The sequence below is a fragment of the Nonomuraea sp. NPDC048916 genome (assembly GCF_040649575.1).
GTDB lineage: Bacteria > Actinomycetota > Actinomycetes > Streptosporangiales > Streptosporangiaceae > Nonomuraea.
Genome location: NZ_JBEZFS010000012.1, coordinates 151,989 through 177,640 on the forward strand (window position 1 = coordinate 151,989; position 25,652 = coordinate 177,640).

Genomic DNA, 25,652 nt, shown 5'->3' on the forward strand with positions numbered 1-25,652 from the left:
GGGAGGGGGAGCGAGTGTGGTGACGAGTCAGGTCACGCGGAGCGGGGACGATCACCCGCGCACGCGGCCGAACCGGCCGGGGTTGTCGCGCGCGGCGGAGGAACGGAACATGGGGAAGAACCTCAAGGAGCCTCGATGATCGAAATCTGGCCGGGAGACCCATATCCCCTCGGGGCGACCTACGACGGCGCGGGCGCCAACTTCTCCCTCTACACCGAGGTCGCGGACAAGGTCGAGCTCTGCCTGTTCGACGAGGGCAACAGAGAGTCCAGGGTGCCGCTGACCGAGGTCGACGGGTTCATCTGGCACGGCTACCTGCCCGGAATCGGGCCGGGGCAGAGATACGGCTACCGCGTCCACGGTCCTTACGACCCGGCCCACGGGCTGCGGTGCAACCCGGCCAAGCTGCTGCTCGACCCCTACGCCATGGCGATCGAGGGGGGCGTCACCTGGGACGAGTCGGTCTACGGCTACCGGTTCGGCCAGCCCGACTCGCGCAACGACCTGGATTCGGCGCCCTTCATGCCGCGCTCCATCGTGGTCAACCCGTTCTTCGGCTGGGGGCACGACAGGCCGCCCGCGACGCCCTACCACGACACGGTGATCTACGAGGCGCACGTGCGCGGGCTGACCATCAGCCATCCCAAGATCCCGGAGCGGATCAGGGGCACCTACGCGGCCCTCGGTCATCCGGAGATCATCGACCACCTGACGAAGCTGGGCGTGACGGCGCTCGAACTGATGCCCGTGCACCAGTTCGTCACCGACGACATCCTGGAGCAGCGAGGGCTGTCCAACTACTGGGGCTACAACTCGATCGGGTTCTTCGCGCCGCACAACCGCTATTCGAGCCAGGGGCAGCGCGGCGGTCAGGTGCTGGAGTTCAAGGCGATGGTGCGCGCCCTGCACGAGGCGAACATCGAGGTCATCCTCGACGTCGTCTACAACCACACCGCCGAGGGCAACCACCTCGGTCCCACGCTGAGCTTCCGGGGCATCGACAATCCCGACTACTACCGCCTGGTCGACGATGACCCGCGCTACTACATGGACACCACGGGCACGGGCAACAGCCTGCTGATGCGTTCGCCGCACGTACTCCAGATGATCATGGACTCGCTCCGCTACTGGGTCATGGAGATGCACGTCGACGGGTTCCGCTTCGACCTGGCGTCCACCCTGGCGCGGGAGCTGCACGAGGTCGACCGGCTGAGCGCGTTCTTCGACCTGGTGCAGCAGGACCCGGTGTTGTCCCAGGTCAAGCTCATCGCCGAGCCGTGGGACGTGGGGCCGGGCGGCTACCAGGTCGGCAACTTCCCGTCACGGTGGACCGAGTGGAACGGGCGCTACCGCGACACCATCCGCGACCTGTGGCGGGGGCAGCCGGCCACGCTGCCCGAGTTCGGCTCCCGCATCACCGGGTCGAGCGACCTCTACCAGGACGACAGCCGCCGCCCCGCCGCCTCGATCAACTTCGTCACCTGCCACGACGGCTTCACCCTGCGAGACCTGGTCTCCTACAACGACAAGCACAACGAGGCCAACAAGGAGGGCAACCGCGACGGCACCGACGACAACCGCTCCTGGAACTGCGGTGAGGAGGGCCCGGCCGGGCTGCCCATCGAGTCGCTGCGCGAGCAGCAGAAGCGCAACTTCCTGACCACGCTCTTCCTGTCGCAGGGCGTCCCGATGCTCTCCCACGGCGACGAGCTCGGGCGCACGCAGCGCGGCAACAACAACGGCTACTGCCAGGACAACGAGCTGACCTGGGTCGACTGGTCCGACGTCAGGGAGAACTGGCTGCTGCTGGAGTTCACCCAGAGCCTGGCCGCGCTGCGCGAGAAGCACCCGGTGTTCAGGCGCAGGAGGTTCTTCTACGGCAAGCCGGTGCGCGGTCTGAGCGACATCGCCTGGCTCACCCCCACAGGTGAGGACATGACCGACAGCGACTGGAACGTCGGATACGCCAAGTCGCTGGCCGTCTTCCTCAACGGCGAGGCCATCACCGAACCCGACAGGCGCGGCCGGCCGATCAGGGACGACTCGTTCCTGCTGCTGTTCAACGCCCACCACGACACGATCAGGTTCACCATCCCCAAGGACTACGGCGAGATGTGGCAGACGGAGATCGACACCGCGATGCCGATCAGCGTGGACATCCGGCTGTGCCGGGCCGGAGAGGGTGTGGCGGTGCCCGGTCGCAGCGTGCGGGTGCTGCGTCGTGTCTAGGCCGGTCTCGACCTACCGGGTCCAGCTGACGCCCGACTTCGGGTTCGCGCAGGTGGCGGAGATCGCCGGCTACCTGCGCGACCTCGGGGTCAGCCACGTCTACCTGTCGCCGATCCTGCAGGCGACCCCCGGCTCGCGACACGGCTACGACGTCACGGACCACTCCAGGATCCGCGAGGAGTTCGGCGGCGCCAAGGGCTTGCGGGAGATGGCCGAGACGCTGGCCGCCCACGACCTGGGCATCATCGTCGACATCGTGCCCAACCACATGAACACCACCAACGCCGCGTTCTGGTCGGTGCTCAAGGACGGCCCGGCCTCGCCCTACTCAGACTGGTTCGACATCGAGTGGGTCGACGGGAAGGTGGCGCTGCCGGTCCTGGGCGACGACACCGAGCCGGTCGTCGACGGCGACGTGCTGCGCTACCACGAGCACACCTTCCCGCATCCCGGGCACTACCGGCTGGTCGACTGGCGCGAGGGGCCCGGTTACCGGCGGTTCTTCGACGTGTCCACGCTGATCGGGCTGCGGGTTGAGGATCCGGCGGTGCTCCTCGCCACCCACGAGGTGATCTTCTGGCTGATGGACGAGGGCCTGGTCGACGGGCTGCGGATCGACCATCCCGACGGCCTGGCCGAGCCCCGCGGCTATCTGCGCCGGCTGCGCGACAGGTCCGGCGGAGCCTGGACGGTCGTGGAGAAGATCCTGATCGGTGACGAGCGGCTGCCCGATGACTGGGCCTGCGACGGCACCAGCGGCTACGAGGTGCTCAACCGGGTCACCAGGCTGTTCGTCGACCCGGCGGGCGAGCGGCCGCTGGTCGAGCTGTTCACCCGGCTGACCGGCGGCCCCGGCCACTACGCGCCGGTGATGGCCGAGGCCAAGCGCGAGGTGCTCGACCTGTTCTTCGGCGCCGAGGTGAGCCGGCTGGCCCGGGCGGCCTCCTGCGACCCCGGCGCGGTGGCCGAGCTGCTCGCCGCGATGCCGGTCTACCGGGCGTACGTCGTGCCCGGCGAGCCGCCGCCGCCCGAGTCGGTGGAGATCGTCGAGCGCGCCGCCGCCACCTGCTCACCCGCCGTGCGGCCGCTCGTCCAGCAGGTCCTGTACGGCTCGCCGGAGGTGATCACCCGGTTCCAGCAGACCTGCGGGCCGGTCATGGCCAAGGGGGTCGAGGACACCGCGTTGTACCGGTGGTTCCCGCTGTCCTGCCTGAACGAGGTGGGCGGCGAGCCGGACGTGTTCGGGTGCACGGTGGCCGAGTTCCACGAGTTCTGCGAGGGGATGCGGCCCCACTCCATGACCACGCTGTCCACCCACGACACCAAGCGGTCGGAGGACGTGCGGGCACGGCTGTCGGTGTTGTCCGAGATGCCGGAGGAGTGGGCGGCGGCGGTCACGGAATGGTCGGATTCGGTATCCCTCGATCCCGACCTCGACTATCTGGCCTGGCAGAACCTCATGGCGGCGTGGCCGATCTCGGCGGAACGGTTCACCGACTACCTGCTGAAGGCGGCACGCGAGGCCAAGACCGCCATTTCGTGGATAAATCCGGACGCGTCGTACGAACAGCGGCTGCGCGACTTCGCGGAGGCGGCCGTGAAGCTCCCCGTCGGGGAGTTCACCGAGCGGATCGACCGCTACGCGATGTCCAACTCGCTCGGGGCCAAGCTCGTGCAGCTGATGATGCCCGGCGTTCCCGACGTCTACCAGGGCAACGAGACGACCGACTTCTCCCTGGTCGATCCGGACAACCGGCGGCCGGTGACGTTCCCGCCGACACCGGTCACCTCGTGGGACACCGCCAAGCTGCTGGTCACGACCCAGGCACTGCGGCTGCGGCGTCGCCTCGCCGCCGCCGCCCCGTACGTTCCGATGGAGGCGGACGGGGAGGCGGCGGAGCACGTGATCGCGTTCGCCCGGGGCGGCGAGGCGATCGCGGTCGCCACGCGGCTGCCCGTCGGGCTCGCCCGCCGCTCGGGCTGGGGCACGACCACCCTGACGCTGCCCGCCGGTTCCTGGCGCGACCTGCTCACCGGCGGGCTCCACACCGGCAGCGTCCCGCTGTCGCACCTGCTCGACCGCCATCCCGTCGCACTCCTGGAGAGACATGATCTTTGAGGTCTGGGCACCCAAGGCCACGGCTGTCGAAGTCGACGTCCTCGGCGGGCGCCGGCCGATGTCCTCCCGGGAAGGCGGGTGGTGGGCGGTCGAGGTGCCCGAGGCCACCCACGGCACCCGCTACGGGTTCGTGCTCGACGGCGACGGCCCCTACCCCGACCCCCGGACGAGGCGGCAGCCGGAGGGCGTCTTCGGACCCAGCGCCGTCTACGAGGACGCGCGGTTCACCTGGTCCGACGACGAATGGACCGGCCGCGACCTGCGCGGCTCGGTGATCTACGAGATGCACGTCGGCACGTTCACCCCCGAGGGCACGTTCGAGGCGGCGATCGGCCGGATCGAGCACCTCGTCGAGCTCTGCGTCGACTTCGTCGAGGTCATGCCCGTCGCGCCGGTGCCGGGCGGGCGCAACTGGGGATACGACGGGGTCGACCTGTACGCGGTCAACGAGACCTACGGCGGGCCCGACGGGCTCAAGTCGTTCGTCGACGCCTGCCACCGCAACGGCATCGGCGTCATCCTCGACGTGGTCTACAACCACCTCGGGCCGTCGGGCAACTTCCTGCACCCGTTCGGGCCGTACTTCACCGGGTTCAGCGGGAGCTACTGGGGCGAGGCGGTCAACCTCGACGGTCCTGGCTCCGACGAGGTACGCCGCTACTTCGTCGACAACGCGCTGCAGTGGCTGCGCGACTACCACATCGACGGCCTGCGACTCGACGCCGTCCACGCGCTGCACGACAAGCGGGCCACCCACCTGCTGGCCGAGCTGTCGGCGGAGGTCGACGCGCTGGCCTGCGCGGTCGGCCGGCCGCTGTCGCTGATCGCCGAGTCCGACCTGAACGATCCGCGCATGGTCCGTTCGCCGGACGCCGGCGGGCTGGGCATGAACGCGCAGTGGAACGACGACGTGCACCACGCACTGCATACCGCCGTGAGCGGCGAGACCCACGGCTACTACGAGGACTTCGCCGGCCTGGAGGCCCTGGCCAAGGTGCTGACCGGAGGCGTCCTGCACGACGGCGGCCATTCGAGCTTCCGCGGCCGCCGCCACGGGGCCTCCTACCAGGGGGTTCCGGGGCACCGGCTGGTCGCCTGCCTGCAGAACCACGACCAGATCGGCAACCGTCCCATGGGCGACCGGCTGTCGATGACCGCGCTCACGCTGGGCGCCGGACTGTTGCTGACCTCGCCGTTCACACCGATGCTGTTCATGGGTGAGGAGTGGGGCGCCGGCACGCCGTTCCTGTTCTTCTCCGACCACGTCGAACCACGACTGCGCGAGAGCGAGGACGAGCGCAGGCGGATCGAGTTCGAGGGGTTCGGCTACACCTGGGACGCTCCCCATCCCTCGGCCGAGGAGACCTTCCACAAGTCGAAACTCGACTGGGGCGAGCTCAAGGACGAGGCCCACTGGTCGCTGCTCTGCTGGTATCGCGACCTGATCGCGCTGCGCAAGGCGCTGCCCGAGCTGTCCGACCCGCGGCTGGACCGGGTCAGCGTGGAGTTCGATCCCGGCGGGAAGTGGCTGGTCATGTGGCGGGGGCCGCTCGCGGTCGCGGTCAACTTCGGCACCGAGTCGGCGACCTTACCTCTTGCGGCGGGCACCGTCCTGCTCGCCTCGGACGACCCCGTCTCGGCGGGCGCCGATGGGTTGCGGCTGCCCGGCCAGTCCCTGGCGATCTGCCGCCCACACTCCTGAACGTCGGTGATCCGCCGACGGCGCCGTCTTCCGGCGGGGGTGCATGGATGGTGTTGATCTGCCAGTGGTGGCGCCGTCTTCCGGCGGGTGTGCATGGATGGTGTTGATCTGCCAGTGGTGGCGCCGTCTTCCGGCGGGTGTGCATGGATGGTGTTGATCTGCCAGTGGTGGCGCCGACTTCCGGTGGGTGTGCTGAACGGTGGTGATCCGCGGACCGGTTGCCGACCTGCGGCGCTCGTCCACAGGGGTGGGCCGGGTGGCGTGGTCTGTCCACAGAACGCGGTTCTCCTCCATGGACGTGCCGGGAAGTTGCCGATGCTGGGTGCCTCACCGAATCCCGGAGGCACGCTTGAAGATCACACTTCCCCTGCCCGGCAGGCTGACCTCTGCCTTCGTCGTCGCCGTCGAGCGCCTGCCCGTCACGGTCGAGTCGCTGGTGCCATGGCGCGTCACCGGGCACCACCGGAAGGCCGCGGTGAGCGCCTTCGGCGGGCCGGGGCTGACCGTCACCCACCTCAGATCCCCGTGGAGACCGGAGGGGGTCGACCTGACCGGCGACGAGCGCCGCATGCTGCGCCGCGCGGGGCAGCACCTCCTCGTCTCGACCACCGCGCCGCCGCACGCGCTTCCCGCAAGTGTTCAGGTGGCCAGGGCCACGGCTCGCGCCCTCGCCCGCGCGTACGACGGCCTGATCATCGACCCGCTGACCGGCACGACCGTGTCCAACTGCCCGAGATGCCCCGACGAGCCGGCCGCCTTCCGGCTCGCCGACGGCTGGGTGGCCTGGGACGTCCGACCACACGGTGCCGTCGGCGCCATGTCCTGCTCCTGCGACGATCCGGACGGCCTCGCGCTCTGTCCACCCTGCGATCGGGTCGTCCGTGAGGCCTGCTCTTCCTGTGATCGGGCTGGCCGTGAGGCCTGTCCACCCAGCGAGCGGGCCGGCCGCGAGGCCTGCTCATCCTGTGAGCCGGCCTGGCCTGGCGCCTGCCCCTCCTGTGGTCCGGTCTGCCCTGGCGGCTGCCCCTCTGTCCCGGCTCGCGACGTGGCGTGCCGTGGCTCGTGCGTCACGTCCCGGGGTCTGGGCCGGTTCGCCCTGCCGGAGATCACGCTCGACGGAGCGGCCTGCGCACACCACCTGTGCGCCACCGACCTCCTCCGCATGGTGGCCCACCGCCTCCTCACCGACCAGTTGGCGTTCGTCGCCGCGCATCCGGACGCCGCACTGCGGGTGATCGACGACCATCTCCAGCTCGGCGAGGAGCCTCCCGACGGTGGTGGCGCGCCCTTCGGGGACGGTGGCGTATCCCCCTGCGGCGGTGGCACGTCCTTCGGGGTCCGGCTCACACCATGCGACGCGGACGCCCCCGACACCGGATCCCCGGGCGGCGTCAGGAGGCTCAAGGTGGGCCCGATCCATGGCACGGGCCAGGTCGCCTGCCTCAAGGTGGGGCCGCCGTCGGGATTCACCGGGTCGCTCGACGACTGGCCGTGCGCCACACGGGAGGCCGGGCACGATGGCCCCGCCTCGGGGAGACTGCGGGGCCCTGCACCTTCCCGAGCCCTGGCCGCCTAGCCCGGCGATGACCCTTCATCGCCTTGGCGGGGTCTCCGAGCTCGCTGGTTCAGCGTCGTGGGCGGTCCGGGCGGGTGGTGGTCGGTGGGCTGGTCATGGAGTCGCGACCTGACGGGTGGCCGGGCGCGGGAGCAGTGGCGATGGCGCGGGCGGCTTCGAGGGATTCCGCGACGGCCTCGGGGATGTCGAGCACCGGGAAGATGACGTGGCGCACGGTGCGGGCACGGTCGGCGATCAGGATCACCCGCTTGAGGCGGAGAGCCTGCCCGGCCCTGAACGTGGGCAGCCGCAGTGCCGCCGCCAGCCGCAGGTCCATGTCGGAGAGCAGGGCGAACGGGATGTCCTCGGCGGCGGCGAAGGCGGCCTGCTCGTCGGGGCGCTGGGTGCTGACGCCGTGGATGGCGATGCCGTGGGCGGCGAACTCCGGCTCCCGGTCACGGAAGAGGCGGTTCTCCAGTGTGCAACCCACCGCGCCCGGCACCTGGCTCCAGTCGGGCGGCAGGGGAGAGGGTACGCCCGTCGCCGGAAAGCCGAACAACACGGTCGCGGCCGCGTCCGCCACCACGTCGACGTTGCGCGGCGGCCGGCCGTCAGGAACAGGAGACGGGCCCGACCCGGCGGAGGACGCCGCCGGTCCGGGGGCGGTGAGCCGGGCGTCGGCGGGTGACGGGGGTCGGGGCTCGGCTGCCGAGGACGTGGCGGGCAGCGTGGCGGCGAGGGACGGCGTGGCGTGGAGGGGCAGCGTGGCGGGGAGGGGCAGCGTGGCGGCGAGGGACGGCGTGGCGGGGAGGGGCAGCGTGGCGGGGAGAAGGAAGGGGGCGGGGATCTGGGTGCCGAGCAGGGCGTGGAGTCGGGCGGCGGCCGCGCTCTGAGGGGTGGCGACCCCGGTGAGGGTGCCGTCGCCGAGGAGCCAGCGGTCGGCCCAGTCCTGCATGGTGATCAACATGGGCGCGAGCGCCCAGCCCGCTCCGGTCAGCACGTACTCGTGCCGCACCGGCGCCGTCTGGTAGGGCTCCCGCGCCAGCACTCCATGCTCCACCAGATGTTTGAGGCGTTCGGTGAGCACTTTGCGCGAGATGCCCAGCTCGCCGAGCAGGTCGTCGAACCGGTGGTGGCCTCGCGTCACCTCTCGGACGATGAGCAGGCTCCACCAGTCGCCGATCACGGCCGCCGCCTGGGCGATCGAGCACTGGGTGTCCTGCGCGCGTAGCTCCCTGGCCATGAACGGACTTTACCTCATCGTGAGTCTCTGATAGAAACTCAGTCAGTTCCCAAAGGAGACTTATGGCAGTGGCATGGGCGACCCTCAGCCGGTCGTGGCTGGTGACCAGGCGGGCCTACCCCTGGTCCTACTTCATCGGCACCCTCTTGCTGGGTGTCTTCACGATCGGCCTCGGCTACCTCGGTCTGCGGGCCGTCGCGGGCGACCAGGTGTCGGCCGAGTTCGCCGGCAAGGCGGGCACCGGCGACTACCTCGGCTACATCGCGGTGGGGGCCGCGGCCTACATGTTCGTCGTGCACGGCATTCTGTGGGCGGGCAAGGCCATGATCCAGGAGCAGCGCGAGGGCACGATGGGCGCGCTGATCGTCGCGCCGGCGCGCCGCCTGCCATACCTGCTGGGGTTCTCCGCGTTCGCGGGCACGGCCGTCGCGATCGAGGTGGCGGTCCTGCTCGGCTTCGCGGCGCTGTTCGGGGTGCGGCCGGCGGCCACGGGAGCGGTGGACGCCGTGCTCGCCGTCGCGGGGCTGGCCGTGGCCGTGTTCGGGATGTCAGTGGTGCTGAGCAACGTGATGATCGTCGCAGGCGAGGCGCACATCACGCAGAACACCGTGTTCCACTCGATCGCCCTGCTGTCCGGGTTCACCTTTCCAAGGGACTACCTGCCCGAGGTGTTCCAGTGGCTGGGCGAGTTGGTGCCGGTGACGGCGGCCATGGACGTGATCCGCGGTGTCTTCACCGGTGGCACCGGCCTGCCACTCGACCGCCTGGGCGTCGCCGTACTGATCAGTCTGCTCTACGTCGCCGCCGGGCTGCTCTCGATGCCCTGGGCGGAGCGCAGGGCCATGGAACGGAGCTACTGATGATCGAGACCATCGGCCTGCGCAAGGAGTTCGGCGCGAAGGTCGCCGTGGACGGGCTGAACCTGACCGTCCCCGGCGGCCGGGTCACCGGGCTGCTCGGCCTCAACGGCGCGGGCAAGACCACCACGATCAAGATCCTGGCCACGTTGCTCCGGCAGACGTCCGGCACGGTGACCGTGGGTGGGCTCGACCCCGTCAAAGATCCACATGGCGTACGAAAGAGGATCAATCTGATCGCGGGCGGTGAGCGCATGGTCTACGCGCGGATGACCGGCCGCGAGAATTTGTGGTACTTCGGCCAGCTCTACGACGTGCCCTCCAAGGTGCTCAAGACCCGCATCGGGCAGCTCCTCGAGCTCGTCGGGTTGACGAGCGCCGCCGACATCCGGGTCGAGCGCTACTCGCGGGGCATGACCCAGCGCCTGTCCATCGCCCGCGGCCTGATCAACGACCCCGACTACCTGCTGCTCGACGAGCCGACGCTGGGCCTCGACGCGCCCATCGCCCGCGACCTGCGCAAGGTCGTGGCCGAGCTGGCCGAGCGCGGCAAGGGGGTGCTGCTCACCAGCCACTACCTGGCCGAGGTGGAGCAGCTCTGCGAGCACGTGTACGTGATCGGCGACGGCCGTCACCTGGCTCAGGGCACGCCCGCCGGGCTGATGGCGCAGACCGGCTGCCACCGCACGGTGCGCGTCACGGTCACCGACCTCACGCCACGGATCCGGGCGGCCGCGCTGGCCTTCGACGGCGCCGTACGGTTCGCGCCCGGAGGGGTCGTCGAGCTCAGCCGGGCCGGTGAGGTCGCGGGGGCGCTGACCACGACGATCATCGAGGCGGGCGGCACGCTCGCCGGGCTGGAGATCGCCGAACCGTCGCTGGAGGATGCCATCCTGGCGCTCAACGACCGGTCACCGGCGGTGGTCGCGTGATCCGGTCATGGTGGCTCCGCCCCCGGCCGGGCGTGATGTGCACGGCCTGCGGGCTCGATCCGACCGCTCTGTGCCCGTGCCTGATCGTGCCCTGGCAGCTGACCCGATGAGGCGCGCGGTGAAGATCCTGCGGGCCGAGGCGCTCAAGCAGCACCGCCAGATCTTCGGCAGCAAACTGGTCGTCTGCTCGATGCTGCTCTGGCCACTGCTGACGCTCGCGGGCGCCTACTACACGCTCCAGCCGCTGGCGGCCACGCCGGGCATCGCCGGACGCTGGCCGCTGGCCGCCGACCCGGAGCGGCTGCTCGCGTTCCACGCGACCGGGGCGCTCGGGTTCACCTTCTTCTTCTCGCTGGTCCAGTCGGCCTGGCATTTCTCCTTCGAACGCCAGACCGGCACGCTGGAGTTGCTCTTCCTGTCGCCGGCCAACCGGCTGATGCTGGTGATCGGCAACGGGTTCGGCGCGCTGGTGCAGAACGCCTGGCTGTTCGCCTGCTTCGTCGCGGCCATGTTCACGCTGCTCGACGCGGTCGACGTGGCTCATCCGGGGATGTACGCGGTCGTCTTCCTGGCCGTGCTGGTGCCCGCCGTCGCATGGGGGGCGTTCCTCAACAGCCTGCTGATCTTCTCCAGGGACTCGGCGTTCCTTTACACGCTGCTGGACGATCCGATGTGGTTCGCCAGCGGGGTCCGGTTGCCGACGTTCGCCCTGCCGGGCTGGCTCCAGGCCGTCGGTTCGGTGCTGCCGCTGACCGGGAGCCTGATGGTCGTGCGCGGTGCGCTGCTCGACGGGCAGGGGGTGGGCGATCTCGCCGGTGAGCTGGCGGGGCTGGCCGTACTGTCCGCGATCCTGCTGCTCGGCGCGGTCGCCGCGCTCAGGGCGGGCGAGGCGCGGGCGCGGCGGACCGGGCAGCTCCGGCTCTTCTGACCGGTCAGTGGCTGAGCACCCGCCTGAGCACGCGTTCCAGGGTGGCCGCCGGATCGGGGTCCCCACCCCGCGAGCGCCAGGCGACGTATCCGTCGGGCCGGACCAGCACGGCGCCGCCCTCGCCCACGCCGTATCTCTCCTGCCAGCGCCCTTCCACGTCCATGAGCTCCTCGTCCAGCAGGACCCGGGTGAGCTGGATGCCCAGCCGTTCCCTGACCAGGCGCCCGGCCTCCACCCATGCCTTGCCCTGCCGCTCGGCCATCAGCACGAACCCCGAGGCGAACAGGTCGACGGTCGAGATCCGCTGGCCGTCCCAGTCGAGCACCACGTGCGGGGCCCGGTTGCCGGGCCGCCCGACCGGCACGCGGGCGTCGTCGAGGATCGACCCGTCGTCGCCGGGTTCGTCCAGGATGGCCGTCGAGTGGTAGCGGCAGCCGAGCATGGCCCGCAGGGGATCGTCGAGCGGCTCGGGGTAGTCGGTGCGCTGGGCGGGTGGCATCCGCACGCCGAGGTTGGCCAGCTGGGCGTTGGCCGTCAGCGTGCCGATCGGGCGCCGCTCGGCGTCGTAGGTGTCGAGGAAGGCGGGGCCGGCCTGGCCGGAGATCACCAGCCAGAGCCGCCAGGCGAGGTCACACCCGTCCTGGATCGCGGTGCTGCCGCCCTGCCCGCCGGTGGGGGGCATGGTGTGCGCCGCGTCGCCGGCCAGGAAGACCCGCCCCTCGCGGTAGCGCTCGGCCAGCACGTGGCCCATGGAGAAGGTCGTCCGGTCGAGGATCCGGGCGTCGATGCCGGGCACGCCGGTGGCCGTCCGGACCAGTTCGAGGCAGCGCTCCTCGGTGAAGTCGTCCTCGCTCTCGCCCAGGGAGGTGTCGTAGTTGACGCCCAGCACGTGCGCTCCCACGCCGGTGCCGGTCACGATCACGCCGGTGAAGACGTCGTTCTGCAGGTACCAGACAGTGACCTCGCGCTCGCGCACGAGGCCCGTCAGGTCGGCCTCGAACATGATCGAGCACATCTGACCCAGGTCACCCTTGCCCGTCGTGGGCACGCCCAGCAGCTGGCGGATCGGGCTGCGGTGGCCGTCGGCGGCCACCAGGTAGTCGGCTCGTACGGTGCTCTGGACGCCGTCCGCGCGGATCACCGCGGTCACCCCGTCGGAGTCCTGGTCGAACGAGACGAGCTCGGTGCCGAACCGTACGTCGGCGCCCAGCTCCTCGGCCTTGGCCCGCAGCACCCGCTCCACCTCGGCCTGCGGCGCTCCCACCTGCGAGGCGGGCGTCGCCTCGTCGAGGAAGGCGAACTCGGCGCCGGAGTCGTCGACGATCACCCGTGCGTCGGGAGAGCTGAGAGTGGAGGCGATGGCGATGCGCGTGCCCTCGCCGATGCCCGCCCAGATCTCCTTGAGCGTCTGCTCGATGCCGGGCACGGGACGCAGCAGCTCCATGGCCCGGGGGCCGACGCCGAACGCCTTGGGCTGGACCGAGGTGCTGGGATGCCGCTCGACCAGCATGACGGGGACCTGCCGCCAGGCCAGCAGCGCGGCCGTGCTCAGCCCCGCGTAGCCGCCGCCGACCACGAGTACGGGAACTCGCTCGTGCTCCATGCCCACCTCCAGAGACGCGTAATATCGTGATGTCGATGGACACGATATGTCGCGTCTTCGGCAGGGTCAAGACATATCTCGAATCGGCCGACGGATCCGAAGCCGGAGATCGCAGTCATGCGAGCCCGTCGGAAGTCGCCGGGCCTGTGGTCGCCGACGGTGAGCTCGGTGCGCTCCCGGGCGCCGCCACGCGGGAGGTGTGGCCGACCGCGGCGCCGGCGCCGAAGAGGCGGAAGAAGTCGGCCGCTCTGGTGAGGTAGTCCAGCGCGTCCCTGAAGCGGGACGGTTCCCCGCCGGAGCCGCCGATCCCGCCGGAGCCGCCGATCCCGCCGGAGCCGCCGATCCCGGCGGTCGAAGATACCTAGAGAAACTCTATAAACCGGAAAAGGTGCTTTCCGGGTTAGTAGTGTTCGCCGCCGAAAGGGATGCTCAGGCCAGGTGGCGTTCCAGGGATTCGAGCTTGCTCGTCATCCCGTCGGTCACGCCCTCGCGGAGGTCGGCCTTGAGCACCAGGCTGACCCGGGGGGCCACCTCCGCGACCGCGTCGACGGCCCGCTTGACGACCGCCATCACCTCGTCCCACTCGCCTTCGACGGTGGTGAACATGGCGTCCGTCCGGTTGGGGAGGCCGCTGTCGCGGACGACCTGGACGGCGCGGGCCACCGGCTCGGCGACTCCTTCGCCGACGCCCAGCGGAGTGATGGAGAATGCGACGATCACGGCGTGCCCCCTCGCGGCTCGGGGCGCGGCCCATCCGCGCCCGCGGACTCGGCCGGGCGCCGCTCGGGCCCGAACTCGGCGCTGGGAGGGCGGCGCTCACCGGCACCGATGATCCTAGCGAGCGCCCAGGAAGCGAAAAGCCACGGCACCCCGCAGTGCCGTGGCTAGCGCCGGAAGTCAGACGTGTTCATGCTCCTCTTCGTCCTCGTCACTCGGGCCGTCGGAGGGCTCGACACCCAGCACGGCCTCACGCGGCTCGATCTCGTCGATGTGGTCCACCAACTGCAGCACGTGGTCGGGCTCGATCAGCCACTGCAGCGCGGACGCGCCGCTCTCGTCGGAGGTGACGAGCTCGGCCTGCTCGGCCCGCTCCTCCTCGGTGAGCTCGGCATCGGGATGCCGGATCTCGGCCAGCGCGGCGGCCTGCAGCGCGTCGACGTCGAGCACCTCGACGGTCAGCTCGACCGTCAGGCGTAGGAATTTCTCGTTATCGCTCATGGCGACGATGCTAGGGCAGCTTCCACTCGACAGGAGCCGCGCCCTGCTGAACGAGCAGCTCATTGGCCCTGCTGAACGGCCTGGAGCCGAAGAAGCCGTTGCGCGCCGACAGGGGCGACGGGTGGGCCGACTCGATGCGCGGCACCCGGCCGAGCATCGGGGCGAGGTTGCGGGCGTCGCGGCCCCACAGGATCGCGACCATCGGCTTGCCGCGGGCCACCAGGGCGCGGATGGCCTGCTCGGTGACCTCTTCCCAGCCCTTGCCGCGGTGTGAGGCGGGCTTGCCGGGCATGACGGTCAGCACCCTGTTGAGCAGCAGCACGCCCTGGTCGGCCCAGGGCGTCAGGTCGCCGTTGGCGGGCCGCGGCAGGCCGAGGTCGGTCTCCATCTCCTTGTAGATGTTGACCAGGCTGCCGGGCAGTGGACGTACGTCGGCGGCGACCGAGAAGGACAACCCGATGGGGTGCCCGGGGGTCGGGTAGGGGTCCTGCCCGACGATCAGCACCTTGACGTCGTCGAAGGGCTGGCTGAAGGCGCGTAGTACGTGGGCTCCCGCAGGGAGGTAGTGTCTCCCCTCGGCGATCTCTTGGCGGAGGAACTCACCCATCTGGGAGACCCGCTCGGCGACGGGCTCGAGCGCACGAGCCCATCCGGCTTCGACGACTTCGTTCAAGGGACGACCGGCCATGGGTGGTGAGCTTATCCAGGTCTGGTACGGCCTGCGGCTGAAATCTCGATGCTGGGCCGTACCAGAATGATCACGGCGGGCGCCCGCGCCCCCGTTGGTTGGCGGGCGCCCACCTCAGGAGCTACTTGACGGAGCCGGCCATCATGCCCTGCACGAAGTAGCGCTGGAAGGCGAAGAACATGACCAGCGGGATGATCAGTGACAGGAAGGCGCCGGAGGACAGGATGTCCACGTTTGAGCCGAACTGTCGCATCTGAGACTGAAGCGCCTTGGTCATCGGCTGGCTCCCCGGATTGGCGAAGACCAGCGCGATGAGCATGTCGTTCCACACCCAGAGGAACTGGAAGATGCCGAGCGACGCGATCGCCGGCTTGCCCAGCGGGAACACCACGGAGGCGAAGATCTTCCACTCCGACGCGCCGTCCATCCGCGCGGCCTCCAGCAGCGAGGCCGGGATGCCGACGAAGAAGTTGCGGAGCAGGAAGATTGCGAACGGGAGCCCGAACGCCACGTGGAACAGGACTACGCCGGGGATCGAGCCGAAGATTCCGATGCCTCCGTAGAAGGAGGCGATCGGGATCAGCGCGATCTGGATCGGCACGATCAGCAACCCGACCACGACGAGGAAGAGCGTGTCACGCCCCGGGAACTCCATCCACGCGAACGCGTAGGCGGCCATGGCGGCGATGCCGATCACCAGGATCGTGGTCGGCACCGTGATGGCCACGGTGTTCCAGAAGGACGCGGTGAAGCCGCTGGCCAGCAGGTTGGAGTAGTTCTCGATGGTGAGCTCGGCCGGCTTGGTGAAGATCGTCCACCAGCCCTCGGCGCTGTTGACCTGCACGGTGCGCAGCGACACGACCAGCAGGCCGAGCGTCGGCACCAGCCAGAACAACCCGAGCAGTACCATCACGACCTGGACCACGCCGCTGCCGAGGCGGTCGGTGATCCGGCTGACCACACTCCTGGGCGGAGCCCCCGCCTCCACGCCGACGGGCGCCGTGGCGCTTGCGGTCGTCATGCGTTCTCCCTCCTGAACCGGCGGATGTTCATGATCATGAAGGGGAGCACCAGGATCAGCAGGAAGATCGCCAGGGCGCTGCCCAGGCCCTGGTTGTTCCCGCCGCCGAACGACACCCGCCACATCTCCAGCGCGACCACGTTCGCCTGTGGCTGGACGGACGACGGCGCGATGATGAAGACCAGGTCGAAGACCTTCAACGTATTAATGATCATCGTCACGAAGACGACGAGCAGCACCGGTGACAGCAGGGGCACGGTGATCCGCCTGAACACCTGCCACTCCGTGGCGCCGTCGATGCGGGCCGCCTCCAGAGCGTCACGCGGGATGGCCGCGAGCCCGGCCGCGATCAGCACCATGGCGAACCCGGCCCACACCCAGACGAACGCGCCGATGATCGCCGGTGTGATCAGCGTCGGGCCGAGCCAGGTCAGGCCGTTGTACGAGGCTTGGAAGTTCGACTCCGGCAGTCGTACGACGTAAGAGCCGGCGGGCAGCCCGGCGAAGCGGAACGAGCCGTCCTCGGCCGTCGTGGCGGTGCCGGCCACCTGGCCGTCCTTGAGAGCCTCCACGGTCATGCCGGGCAGGCCCTTCTCGCCGCCGTCGATGGCGTTGCTGGTGCCGCCGCCTCCCGCGGTGAAGTCGAACCACACCGTTCCGGACAGCGCGTCGCCGCCGGCCGGGGGCTTGGCGGGCTGGGCGTCGCTCGGCATGATCGCCGGCTTGACGCCGACGATGGGGATCAGCACGGGCTGGCCCGGCTGCGCGGCCTGCTTGGTGACGGCCCCGCCGCCCTGTGCCGCGACGGGTGACTCGTCGCCCTCACGGGGACGGGCCTCCGGGTAGCCCTGGGAGGAGGAAAACGTGTCGTGCACGGTGGTCAGGACGGCGTTCGCGATGCCCTTATCGGGGTCCTCCTCGTAGACGAGGCGGAAGATCACGCCGGCGGCCATCAGCGAGACCGCCATCGGCATGAACACGATCAGCTTGAACGCGGTCGACCACCTGATGCGCTCGGTCAGCACCGCGAAGATCAGGCCCAGCGTGGTGACCACGATGGGCGCCGCCACCACCCAGATCAGGTTGTTGCGGATCGTGGTGAGCATGCCTTCGTCGGAGAAGATGGTGGCGTAGTTGCCGAGTCCGACGAACCCGGTGCCGGCGGAGTCGAAGAGGCTTCGGTAGATCGAGTAAACGATCGGGTAGACCACCCAGACTCCCAGCAACACCGCCGCTGGGAGAAGGAAGGCGATGGCGAGCGCCGGGGAGGGACCGAGGCGTCGTTTGGTGCGGGGGGTGTCAGCCGGTCCGGCGGGAGACCCGCCCGAGACTTGCTCGGACGGGTCCTGCGGGCCGTTGAACCGTTCGGTCACGGCCATACCTCTTACTTCCAGGCCTTCTTGGCCTCGGCCTCGAGCGCTTCCTGCGCGCCCTTGATGTCGCTCGGGTCGCGCAGGAAGTCCTGCAGGACCTTCCACTCACCCTTGCCGTCGGTGCCGCCGAAGGCGCTCGGCGCGAGGTCGGACATGTCGTAGCGGACGGCGTCGCCGGCCGAGACGATGGTCTGGCCGAGCGCCTTGGTCAGCGGGTCGGGGTAGTTGTCGGGGGAGACGTTCTTGTTGGGGGACAGGTAGCCGGGGAGCTTGGCCCAGATCTCGCCGCCCTCCTTGGAGGCCAGGAACTGCAGCAGCGCCATCGCGCCGGGAGAGTCCTTCATCGCCACCGCGACGTCGCCCCCGAGCACGACCGGGGAGGTGTCACCGGCCTTGGGGAACGGGAAGTACTTGGCCTCCTCGCCGACCTTGGCGCCTTCCTGGACGGCGGTGACCGCCACGAAGTCGGCCTCGATGACCATGGCCGCCTTCTTCTGGCCGTAGACCTTGCTCACACAGGTCGGGAAGTCCGTCTGCAGCGCGCCGTCGGCGACGAACTCCTTCTTGCCCGCGATCTGCGCGATCTTCTCCAGCGCGGTGGTCACGCTGGGGTCCGTCCACGGGATCTCGTGCTTGGAGAGCTGGTCGTACTTCTCCGGGCCGGCCGTCGAGAGGTAGACGTTCTCGAACAGGTCGGTCAGGGTCCAGCCGGAGGCGCCACAGAAGGAGAAGGGCGGGGTGCCGGAGTCGGCGACGGTCTGGGCGGCCTTGAGCAGCTCGTCCCAGTTCGTCGGCGGCTGCACGCCGGCGTCCTCGAACGCCTGCGACCGGTACCAGACCAGCGACTTGTGCGCGGCCTTGATGAGCACGCCGTACACCTGGCCGCCCGCTGAGCCGAGCTCCTTCCAGTAGGGGGTGTAGTTGGTGTCGATCTCCTTGGTGACGCCCTCGGTCAGCGGCTTGAGGGCGTTCTGGTCGGCGTACTGCTGAACCAGGCCGGGCTGCGGCAGAACCGCCACGTCGGGCGGGCTGCCGGCCTGGATGCGCGGGCCGAGGTAGGCGCCGGTGTCTTCACCCGTGGAGGCGTAGGTCACCTGCGCGCCGGTCTTGTCGGAGAAGGCCTTGAGCACCTGCTCGAAGTTCGCCTGCTCCTCACCGGTCCACTTGGCCGCGATCTCGAGCTTGACCCCCTCGAGCGTCTTGGCGTCGCCCGCCGGGGCGGAGCTCGACGCGGTGGGCTCGCTCGCTGTCGGCGCGTTGCCGCAGGCGGCGACGGCTACCGCGAGCCCCGCAAGGATGGCTGCTGCTCTGGCGTTTCGCATTGCTGCCTCACTGGGTTCTGATGATCTCTTCGAGTTCGGATTTCAGCGAGACCGCCACGTCGTCGGCGGACTCGCTGTAGGGAGGGCTGAGCGCCTTGGTGACCGAGCTGGCGATGACCAGGCTCAGTTGGTTGTAGTTGGCGCTCGCCGGCCGCGGCTTGGCGGCGAGGATGCTCTCCTTGAGCACGGGCAGGTAGGGGAAGCGCTTGATCAGCTCCGGATCGTCGTAGAGCTCGGTCCACACCGGGGGGAAGGAACCCTCGGTGAGGACCCGGCGCTCGTTCTCCAGGCCCGTGAAGTAGCGGATGAACTCCTGTGCGGTGTGCTGGTGCTTGGAGAAGGCGCTGACGGCCAGGTTGATCCCGCCCAGCGAGCTGGAGCCGGGACCGTCGAGGCCGGGCAGCCTGGTCACCGCGAACTTGTCGCCGAGTTCGGCCCTGGCCGGGCCGTACGCGTGCGGCCAGTTGCGGGCGAACGCCAGCCGGCCCTCCTGGAAGGCCAGGCGTGACTCCTCCTCCTTGTAGCTCAGCGATTCCTTCGGAATCCAGCCCTCGCGCAGCCCCTGCTGCAGGAAGGCCAGTGCCGTCGCCGCCTTGGCGGGGTCGAGGGTCACTCGCGTGCCGTCGGGGCTGACGACCTGCCCGCCCGCTGACTGCACGGCTTCGGAGAAGTTGACCGTCAACCCCTCGTAGGCGAGGAACTGTCCGGCGTACCCGTCAATGTCGTGCTTTTTTGTTACTTCTTGTGCTGCCTTGCGAAGTTCCGCCCAGGTGCGAGGCGGCTTCTTGATCAGGTCGGTGCGGTAGTACAGCAGTCCAGCGTTGCTCGTGTACGGCACCGCCCAGAGTTTGCCCTTGTAAACCGCGGTGTCCACGACGGGCGGCAGGAACCTGTCGAGCGGGAAGAGCCCGCGCTCCAGGGGGATGATCCAACCGTTCTCCGCGAACTCCGCGGTCTGCACCACGTCAAGCCCGAGGACGTCGTAGCGCCCGCTTCGAGCCTGGAGATTGGCCACCATCTGGGCGCGCTGCTCGTCGGCGGCCTCGGGCAGTTCCAGGAGCGTCACCTTCTCGGCCGGGTGGGCCTGGTTCCAGCGATCCAGCAGGGGTTGCAGGTACGCCGTGGTGTCGCGCCCGGTGGCGAAGGTGATCGGGCCTGTCCCGCCCGTCCCGGTGTCGCCACCGCCCTCGTCGCCCGTACCCGCGCATCCGGCCGCCAGCAGGACGGCCAGCACGATCGGCAGCGAGCGACGCACGCTGTTACCTCCATGTTTAAAGTGATTACATACGTGTTAGGTAGATGCATTCATGTTATGCACAGATGTAATCTTGGGGTCAACGGATTGCTTTGTAACGCATACGTAACAGAACGGGGAGGTGAGGCGTGCGGCCGCACCTGCTGGCGCTCCTGGCCAAGGAGCCTGCCCATGGATACGAGCTCAAGCAGGCGCTCGAACAGACCTTCGGCAGCGCCTATCCCTCTCCCAACATCGGCCAGATCTACGTCACTCTCGGTAGGTTAGAGAAGGACGGTCTGGTCAGGGCAGTCGACGTGGAGCAGTCCAACCGGCCCAACAAGAAGGTCTACTACCTGACCGCCAAAGGGCGCGACGCGCTCACCGCCTGGGTCGACGAGCCCACCGAGGGGCCGAGGGTCCGCGATGAGTTCTTCATGAAGCTCGTGCTGGCCCCGCTCACCGGCATCGCCGACCGCATGGCGCTGATCAGCCGGCAGCGACGACACTATCTTTCGCTCATGCGCGACCTTAATGACCTCCTGGTTCACACCGCGCCCGACGATCGGGTGGCGATTCTGCTCATCGAAGGTGCCATGCTGCATCTGCAAGCCGACCTCGACTGGCTGGAGCGGTGTCAGGAGGATCTCGCATGAACCCTGTGCTGAAGACCGTCAATCTGGTGAAGATCTACTCTGGCGGAGCCGTGCCCGTGCCGGCTGTGCGGGGCGTGGATCTGCAGGTGGAGCCGGGCGAGTTCGTCGCGATCATGGGGCCGTCGGGGTCCGGCAAGTCGACCCTCGTGCACATGCTCGGCGGCCTCGACGCCCGCACCAGCGGCGAGATCTGGCTCGACGGCCAGCGGGTCGACACCCTCTCCGAGAGTGCCTGGGCGCTGCTGCGGCGCAAGAAGGTCGGGTTCGTGTTCCAGTTCTTCAACCTGGTCGCCAACATGACCGTGGCCGACAACGTGGAGCTGCCCGCGCTGCTGGCCGGGGTCTCGCCCAAGGACGCCCGCGAGCGCCGCGAGAGCCTGCTGGGCGCGCTCAACCTCGCCGAACGCGCCGACGCGGCCCCCGGCCAGTTGTCGGGCGGTGAGCAGCAGCGGGTCGCGCTGGCCCGCGCGCTGGCCAACCAGCCGAGCGTGCTGCTGGCCGACGAGCCCACGGGCAACCTCGACAGCCGCAACACCCGCGACGTGCTCCGCCTGCTCAGCGACGTGCACAAGGAGGGCCAGACGATCGTCATGGTCACCCACGACGCCCGCGTGGCGAGCCTGGCCGACCGCCTGGTGTCGCTGTTCGACGGCGAGATCGTCGACGACGGCCGCATCGCGCGCCGCCGCACGGGCACCGCCGGTGCGGTGATCGACCTCAGATGAGCGCAGCGAGATGAGCACGGCGAGATGAGCACGGCGAGATGAGCACGGCGAGATGAGCACGGCGAGATGAGCACAGCGCTGGCCGGTGGCCGGTGGATCAGGGCCGACCTGCGGGCCAGGAAGGGCCAGGCGGCCCTGACCGTGCTGGCCGTGGCCGGGATCGTGGCCGCCCTGATCACCGCCGTCACCCTGCTCGAAGACGGCACCAACCCGTGGCGCAACCTGTCCGCCCAGACCGACGGCGCCCACGTGTGGCTCTACACCAAGGACAGCCCCCAGGCCGCGCTGGGCGCGATCGACGGCGTGACCGACACCGCGGGGCCCTACCGCTCGGCGCCCGTCACCGTCGCCCAGGACGGCAAGAAGGAGCCCGCGGCGCTGCGCGCGATGCCCGCCGCGCGCCCGAAGGTGGCCCACCCGGTGGTTGCCGAGGGCCGCTGGCTCGACTCCTCCCAGCTCGACGGCGTGGTGGTCGAGCGGTCGTTCGCCACCTCGCTGCGGCTGAAGATCGGCGCGCCGTTCACCATCATCGCGCTGAGCGGAGAGCGTCACACGCTGTACGTACGCGGCATCGCCGACTCCGCCGAGCAGGGCTTCTACCCCGAGTGGACCCCCGGCCTGGCCTGGGTCCTGCCGACCATGCTGGAGCGGATCGAGCCCATGCTCGGCCGCAGCGAGTGGGTGACCGGCCTGCGCCTGTCCGACCCCGACTCGGCCCAGCTCGTCTCGCAGCGCGTGGTCGTCATGCTGGAGGACCAACTGCAGCGGGTCTACACCTGGCGCGAGGTCCGGGCCGCGATGGAGCTCGACAACCGGCTGCTCGGCACGCTGCTGGCGCTGTTCGGCGTGGTCGGCATGGTGGCCGCCGCGCTCGCGCTGGCCAACGCCGCCGGCGGGCGGGTGCTCGGCCAGCTGCGTGATCTGGCCACGCTCAAGTCCATGGGCTTCACCAGGGGCCAGATCGCCCTGCTGCTCCTGGTCGAGCACGGCGCGCTCGGGCTGCTCGGCGTCGCGCTGGGCACGCTCTCGGGCTGGGTGGTGACGGCGGCCTTCCTGGGCGGCGTCTCGGTCGCGCCGGTGCCCATGCTCGCCATCGTGGCGGGCACCTCGCTGGTCGTGCTGGCCGCGGTGGGCGTGCCCGCCTGGCGCGGCGGCCGCACCCCGCCCATCCCCGGCGCCCCTGCCGCGCCGCCTCGGGGCCACCTGTCCAGGATGGCGAGGCTCGCCCTCCTCGTACGCCTGCCGCCCGCGCTGATCCTCGGCACCCGCGATGCCTTCACCAGGCGGGTGCCCGCCTTCCTGACCGTGTTCGGGCTGGCCGTGCCGATGATGATGATCACGATCGGGCTGGGCGTCTGGTCCACGCTCGACGGCTTCCTCCGCCATCCCGAGCAGGTCGGCCAGCATGCGTCGCTCTACGTCAAGCCGGGCAAGCTGGAGCCGGCCGAGGCCAAGGCCGTCACCGAGCGCGATCCCGACGTGCGCGCCGTCTACCCGGGCACCGACGTCAACGCCCTGGCGCCCGGAGAGGCCCGCTCGGTCCGGGTGCGGGCGCTCGGCACGACCAGCGAGCCCTACCCGTTCCCGGTGGTCGAAGGCCGCATGTACGCCCGGCCGGGGGAGGCGGTCGCCGGGCAGGGGCTGCTCGACCTGCTCGGCCTGAAGATCGGTGACCGGGTGCGGCTGACCGTGGGCGGCTCGCCGCTGATCGTGCGCATCGTCGGCCGGACCGTCGAGCCCGACCTCGACGGCGAGGTGCTGTCCGTGGGGCTCGACAGCCTGGCGGCCAAGGACTCGGTGCCGCCCGAGCACTACGCGCTGGCGCTGCGCCCCGGCGCCGACCCCGGCGAGGTGCGGGCCAGGCTGCTGGCCGAGTCGGGCGAGAGCCTGGAGGTGCAGCGGGTGGTCAACCCCGCCGATCGGCTGGCGGTCATCCGGGTGGTGATCGTGGCGCTGATCGTGGTGCTGTCGCTGATCGGCCTGGCCAATCTGCTCACGGCCAGCGCACTGGGCCTGCGCGACCACGCGCTGGACCTGGCCGTGCTCAAGGCGATGGGGCTGACGCCGCGTCAGGTGATGGCGACGCTCGTGACGGGCACCGGGCTGCTCGTCGTGCTGGGCGTGGCGGCGGGCACGGCGGCCGGGATCTCCATGGTGACCGGCCTGATCGACCTGCAAGGGCACACGAGCGGGGTGGGCGCCGGCATCGGCCGCGCGCCCTCGGCGCTGACGCTGACACTCGCCGTGCTGGCCGCCGTGGGCGCGGCGCTCGCGGTCGCGCTCATCCCGGCCCGCCGCGCCGCCCGCGCCCAGGTGCCCGTAACCGCTCGCTGAACGGGGTGCCCGTCAGCGCACGCTGAACGGGGTGCCCGTCAGCGAATGCTGGACCACGTGCCCGTTACCGCATGTTGAACCAGAGCCTCCGGCACCGCACGCCGAAACGGGCGTCCGGCACGGCCGTGCCGGAGAGCGCGAATCAGCTCAGGGCTTGAGCGCGAACCAGTAGAAGCCGTGGCCCGGCAACGTGAGCAGGTAGGGCAGCTCGCCGATCACCGGGAACCGCACCCCGCCCCGCGCCTCGACCGGCGTCATGCCGGTGAACCGGCGCAGGTCGAGCTCCACCGGCTGGGGATACTTCGACAGGTTGTTGACGCAGAGCATCACGTCGTCGCCCTCCTCACGGATGTAGGTGAGGACCGAGGCGTTGGACGACCACATCTCGGTGTAGGCGCCGGTGCCGAACACCGGGTGGTTGCGGCGGATCTCCAGCATGCGGCGGGTGAAGTGGAGCAGCGAGCCCGCGTTGCGCTGCTGGGCCTCGACGTTGACCGCCTGGTAGCCGTAGATCGGGTCCATGACGACGGGCAGGTAGAGGCGCCCGGGATCGGCCGCCGAGAACCCGGCGTTGCGGTCGGGGCTCCACTGCATCGGCGTGCGCACCGCGTCGCGGTCCTCAAGCCAGATGTTGTCGCCCATGCCGATCTCGTCGCCGTAGTACATGACCGGCGAGCCCGGCAGGCTCAGCAGCAGCGCGGTGAACAGCTCGATCCGGTCACGGTCGTTGTCGAGCAGGGGCGCCAGGCGCCGGCGGATGCCCAGGTAGGCGCGCATCCGCGGGTCCTTGGCGTACTCGTTGTGCATGTAGTCGCGCTCTTCCTCGGTCACCGTCTCGAGCGTGAGCTCGTCGTGGTTGCGAAGGAAGATGCCCCACTGCCCGGTGTCGGGCAGCTTGGGAGTGCGCGACATGATCTCGGAGATCGGCTCGCGGGTCTCCTTCTTGACCGCCATGTAGATGCGCGGCATCAGCGGGAAGTGGAAGGCCATGTGGCACTCGTCGCCGCCCGTGGTGGGGTCGCCGAAATACTCGACCACGTCCTCGGGCCACCCGTTGGCCTCCGCCAGCAGCACCCGGTCGGGATAGAGACGGTCGACCTCGGCGCGGACCTTCCGCAGGTAGGCGTGCGTCTCGGGCAGGCCGGAGCAGGCCGTGCCCTCCCGCTCGAACAGGTAGGGCACCGCGTCCAGCCGGAACCCGTCGATGCCGAGGTCCAGCCAGAACCGCAGGACCTCCAGCATGGCCTCCTGCACAGCCGGGTTGTCGTAGTTGAGGTCGGGCTGGTGGTGGAAGAAGCGATGCCAGTAGTGCTGCTTGCGCACCGGGTCGTAGGTCCAGTTGGACTCCTCCGCCCCGACGAAGATGATCGGCGCGTCCGGATAACCGGTGGGCTCGTCGGCCCAGACGTAGAAGTCGCCGTACGGCCCCTCGGGGTCGTGCCGGGAGGCCTGGAACCAGGGATGCCGGTCGCTCGTGTGGTTCATCACCAGGTCGGTGATGATCCGCAGGCCGCGCTCGTGGGCCGCCTCGATCAGCTGGACGAAGTCTCCGAGATCTCCGAAGTCAGGAAGGATCTTCATGTAGTCGGAGATGTCGTAGCCGCCGTCGCGCAGCGGAGACTCGTACAGCGGGAGCAGCCACAGGCAGTCGACGCCGAGCCACTCCAGATAGCCGAGCTTCTCGATGAGACCGCGAAGGTCTCCGGTGCCGTCGCCGTTGGAGTCCTTGAACCCTCGGACAAGAACCTCGTAGAACACCGCCCGTTTGTACCAAGAGGGATCCTCCGAGACGAACGCCTCGGAAATCGGCTCCGGTGATGGGGATGCGTTGATCATATGTCGCTCACAGAAGGAGATGTGGGCAGGACGAAGTCACCGGTTCCCCGGCGTTGTTATCTGGTGACCGCGCCGCC

General features: G+C 69.7%; 20 protein-coding genes. 10 read left to right on the plus strand and 10 right to left on the minus strand.

The annotated features are described in order from the left end of the window. The first annotated feature begins 135 nt into the window (after positions 1–135). The 4 genes from glgX to AB0C16_RS14720 all read left to right on the plus strand — a co-directional run bounded on the left by glgX (position 136) and on the right by AB0C16_RS14720 (position 7,626). Positions 136–2,229 carry a glycogen debranching protein GlgX gene (gene glgX / locus AB0C16_RS14705; RefSeq protein ID WP_357682677.1) on the plus strand — a complete coding sequence of 698 codons (2,094 nt, stop codon included), beginning with the start codon at positions 136–138 and terminating at the stop codon, positions 2,227–2,229. Continuing rightward, on the plus strand, positions 2,222–4,348 hold the full coding sequence (gene treY, locus AB0C16_RS14710; protein WP_357682679.1) for a malto-oligosyltrehalose synthase: 2,127 nt from the start codon (positions 2,222–2,224) through the stop codon (positions 4,346–4,348). The genes glgX and treY overlap by 8 nt, the downstream gene beginning before the upstream one ends. Then, positions 4,338–6,050: a malto-oligosyltrehalose trehalohydrolase gene (treZ, locus tag AB0C16_RS14715; protein ID WP_357682681.1), complete on the plus strand. Its 1,713-nt coding sequence runs from the start codon at positions 4,338–4,340 to the stop codon at positions 6,048–6,050. The genes treY and treZ overlap by 11 nt, the downstream gene beginning before the upstream one ends. 349 nt (positions 6,051–6,399) lie before the next feature. Then, on the plus strand, positions 6,400–7,626 hold the full coding sequence (locus tag AB0C16_RS14720; RefSeq protein WP_357682683.1) for a hypothetical protein: 1,227 nt from the start codon (positions 6,400–6,402) through the stop codon (positions 7,624–7,626). A 49-nt stretch (positions 7,627–7,675) separates the two neighbouring features. Here AB0C16_RS14720 and AB0C16_RS14725 read toward each other — a convergent pair whose 3' ends face one another. Beyond that, positions 7,676–8,848 (minus strand): winged helix-turn-helix transcriptional regulator, encoded by a 1,173-nt coding sequence (locus AB0C16_RS14725; protein WP_357682685.1) that lies wholly within the window; start codon positions 8,846–8,848, stop codon positions 7,676–7,678. A gap of 62 nt (positions 8,849–8,910) precedes the next feature. On the opposite strand from AB0C16_RS14725, the gene AB0C16_RS14730 reads away from it, so the two are divergent. The 3 genes from AB0C16_RS14730 to AB0C16_RS14740 all read left to right on the plus strand — a co-directional run bounded on the left by AB0C16_RS14730 (position 8,911) and on the right by AB0C16_RS14740 (position 11,565). Beyond that, the gene (locus AB0C16_RS14730; protein ID WP_357682687.1) at positions 8,911–9,708 is read left to right on the plus strand and encodes an ABC transporter permease; all 798 of its coding nucleotides are present in this window, start codon (positions 8,911–8,913) and stop codon (positions 9,706–9,708) included. Next, on the plus strand, positions 9,708–10,637 hold the full coding sequence (locus AB0C16_RS14735) for an ABC transporter ATP-binding protein (protein WP_357682689.1): 930 nt from the start codon (positions 9,708–9,710) through the stop codon (positions 10,635–10,637). Before AB0C16_RS14730 ends, AB0C16_RS14735 begins: the two co-directional genes overlap by 1 nt. Before the next feature lie 118 nt (positions 10,638–10,755). Beyond that, positions 10,756–11,565 carry an ABC transporter permease gene (locus tag AB0C16_RS14740; protein WP_357682691.1) on the plus strand — a complete coding sequence of 270 codons (810 nt, stop codon included), beginning with the start codon at positions 10,756–10,758 and terminating at the stop codon, positions 11,563–11,565. A gap of 4 nt (positions 11,566–11,569) precedes the next feature. On the opposite strand, the gene AB0C16_RS14745 is transcribed toward AB0C16_RS14740, so the two are convergent. From AB0C16_RS14745 to AB0C16_RS14780, 8 genes are all read right to left on the minus strand, one after another. Beyond that, positions 11,570–13,168, minus strand: a complete 1,599-nt coding sequence (locus AB0C16_RS14745; RefSeq protein ID WP_357682693.1) for an FAD-dependent monooxygenase — start codon at positions 13,166–13,168, stop codon at positions 11,570–11,572. Positions 13,169–13,597: 429 nt separating this feature from the next. Further along, positions 13,598–13,888 (minus strand): MTH1187 family thiamine-binding protein, encoded by a 291-nt coding sequence (locus AB0C16_RS14750; RefSeq protein WP_357682695.1) that lies wholly within the window; start codon positions 13,886–13,888, stop codon positions 13,598–13,600. Between the two features lie 177 nt (positions 13,889–14,065). Then, complete coding sequence (locus AB0C16_RS14755; RefSeq protein ID WP_357682697.1) at positions 14,066–14,386, minus strand: hypothetical protein; 321 nt, start codon at positions 14,384–14,386, stop codon at positions 14,066–14,068. A 10-nt stretch (positions 14,387–14,396) separates the two neighbouring features. After that, a complete protein-coding gene (locus AB0C16_RS14760; RefSeq protein ID WP_357682699.1) occupies positions 14,397–15,074 on the minus strand; it encodes a uracil-DNA glycosylase in 678 nt (225 codons plus the stop codon). 121 nt (positions 15,075–15,195) lie between these two features. Then, the gene (locus tag AB0C16_RS14765; protein ID WP_357682700.1) at positions 15,196–16,095 is read right to left on the minus strand and encodes a carbohydrate ABC transporter permease; all 900 of its coding nucleotides are present in this window, start codon (positions 16,093–16,095) and stop codon (positions 15,196–15,198) included. Further along, positions 16,092–17,468, minus strand: coding sequence for an ABC transporter permease subunit (locus AB0C16_RS14770; RefSeq protein WP_357682702.1), 1,377 nt, complete (start codon positions 17,466–17,468; stop codon positions 16,092–16,094). Before AB0C16_RS14770 ends, AB0C16_RS14765 begins: the two co-directional genes overlap by 4 nt. A gap of 11 nt (positions 17,469–17,479) precedes the next feature. Beyond that, positions 17,480–18,790, minus strand: a complete 1,311-nt coding sequence (locus AB0C16_RS14775; RefSeq protein WP_357682704.1) for an ABC transporter substrate-binding protein — start codon at positions 18,788–18,790, stop codon at positions 17,480–17,482. A 7-nt stretch (positions 18,791–18,797) separates the two neighbouring features. Continuing rightward, complete coding sequence (locus tag AB0C16_RS14780) at positions 18,798–20,045, minus strand: ABC transporter substrate-binding protein (protein ID WP_357682706.1); 1,248 nt, start codon at positions 20,043–20,045, stop codon at positions 18,798–18,800. Positions 20,046–20,173: 128 nt separating this feature from the next. Here AB0C16_RS14780 and AB0C16_RS14785 point away from each other — a divergent pair, with 128 nt between their 5' ends. The 3 genes from AB0C16_RS14785 (at position 20,174) to AB0C16_RS14795 (ending at position 23,739) form a co-directional block, all read left to right on the plus strand. Beyond that, a complete protein-coding gene (locus AB0C16_RS14785; RefSeq protein WP_357682708.1) occupies positions 20,174–20,680 on the plus strand; it encodes a PadR family transcriptional regulator in 507 nt (168 codons plus the stop codon). Continuing rightward, positions 20,677–21,405, plus strand: a complete 729-nt coding sequence (locus tag AB0C16_RS14790; RefSeq protein WP_357682710.1) for an ABC transporter ATP-binding protein — start codon at positions 20,677–20,679, stop codon at positions 21,403–21,405. Before AB0C16_RS14785 ends, AB0C16_RS14790 begins: the two co-directional genes overlap by 4 nt. Before the next feature lie 66 nt (positions 21,406–21,471). Then, the gene (locus AB0C16_RS14795) at positions 21,472–23,739 is read left to right on the plus strand and encodes an FtsX-like permease family protein (RefSeq protein ID WP_357682712.1); all 2,268 of its coding nucleotides are present in this window, start codon (positions 21,472–21,474) and stop codon (positions 23,737–23,739) included. A 147-nt stretch (positions 23,740–23,886) separates the two neighbouring features. On the opposite strand, the gene treS is transcribed toward AB0C16_RS14795, so the two are convergent. Next, on the minus strand, positions 23,887–25,575 hold the full coding sequence (gene treS, locus AB0C16_RS14800) for a maltose alpha-D-glucosyltransferase (protein WP_357682714.1): 1,689 nt from the start codon (positions 25,573–25,575) through the stop codon (positions 23,887–23,889). Positions 25,576–25,652 lie beyond the last annotated feature (77 nt).

Excerpts from the sequence above, each read along its gene's own strand:
- glgX (WP_357682677.1), top strand. The coding sequence starts at position 136 with ATGATCGAAATCTGGCCGGGAGACCCATATCCCCTCGGGGCGACCTAC.
- treZ (WP_357682681.1), top strand. The coding sequence starts at position 4,338 with ATGATCTTTGAGGTCTGGGCACCCAAGGCCACGGCTGTCGAAGTCGAC.
- AB0C16_RS14725 (WP_357682685.1), bottom strand. The coding sequence starts at position 8,848 with ATGGCCAGGGAGCTACGCGCGCAGGACACCCAGTGCTCGATCGCCCAG.
- AB0C16_RS14730 (WP_357682687.1), top strand. The coding sequence starts at position 8,911 with ATGGCAGTGGCATGGGCGACCCTCAGCCGGTCGTGGCTGGTGACCAGG.
- AB0C16_RS14735 (WP_357682689.1), top strand. The coding sequence starts at position 9,708 with ATGATCGAGACCATCGGCCTGCGCAAGGAGTTCGGCGCGAAGGTCGCC.
- AB0C16_RS14745 (WP_357682693.1), bottom strand. The coding sequence starts at position 13,168 with ATGGAGCACGAGCGAGTTCCCGTACTCGTGGTCGGCGGCGGCTACGCG.
- AB0C16_RS14755 (WP_357682697.1), bottom strand. The coding sequence starts at position 14,386 with ATGAGCGATAACGAGAAATTCCTACGCCTGACGGTCGAGCTGACCGTC.
- AB0C16_RS14760 (WP_357682699.1), bottom strand. The coding sequence starts at position 15,074 with ATGGCCGGTCGTCCCTTGAACGAAGTCGTCGAAGCCGGATGGGCTCGT.
- AB0C16_RS14765 (WP_357682700.1), bottom strand. The coding sequence starts at position 16,095 with ATGACGACCGCAAGCGCCACGGCGCCCGTCGGCGTGGAGGCGGGGGCT.
- AB0C16_RS14775 (WP_357682704.1), bottom strand. The coding sequence starts at position 18,790 with ATGCGAAACGCCAGAGCAGCAGCCATCCTTGCGGGGCTCGCGGTAGCC.
- AB0C16_RS14790 (WP_357682710.1), top strand. The coding sequence starts at position 20,677 with ATGAACCCTGTGCTGAAGACCGTCAATCTGGTGAAGATCTACTCTGGC.
- AB0C16_RS14795 (WP_357682712.1), top strand. The coding sequence starts at position 21,472 with ATGAGCACAGCGCTGGCCGGTGGCCGGTGGATCAGGGCCGACCTGCGG.
- treS (WP_357682714.1), bottom strand. The coding sequence starts at position 25,575 with ATGATCAACGCATCCCCATCACCGGAGCCGATTTCCGAGGCGTTCGTC.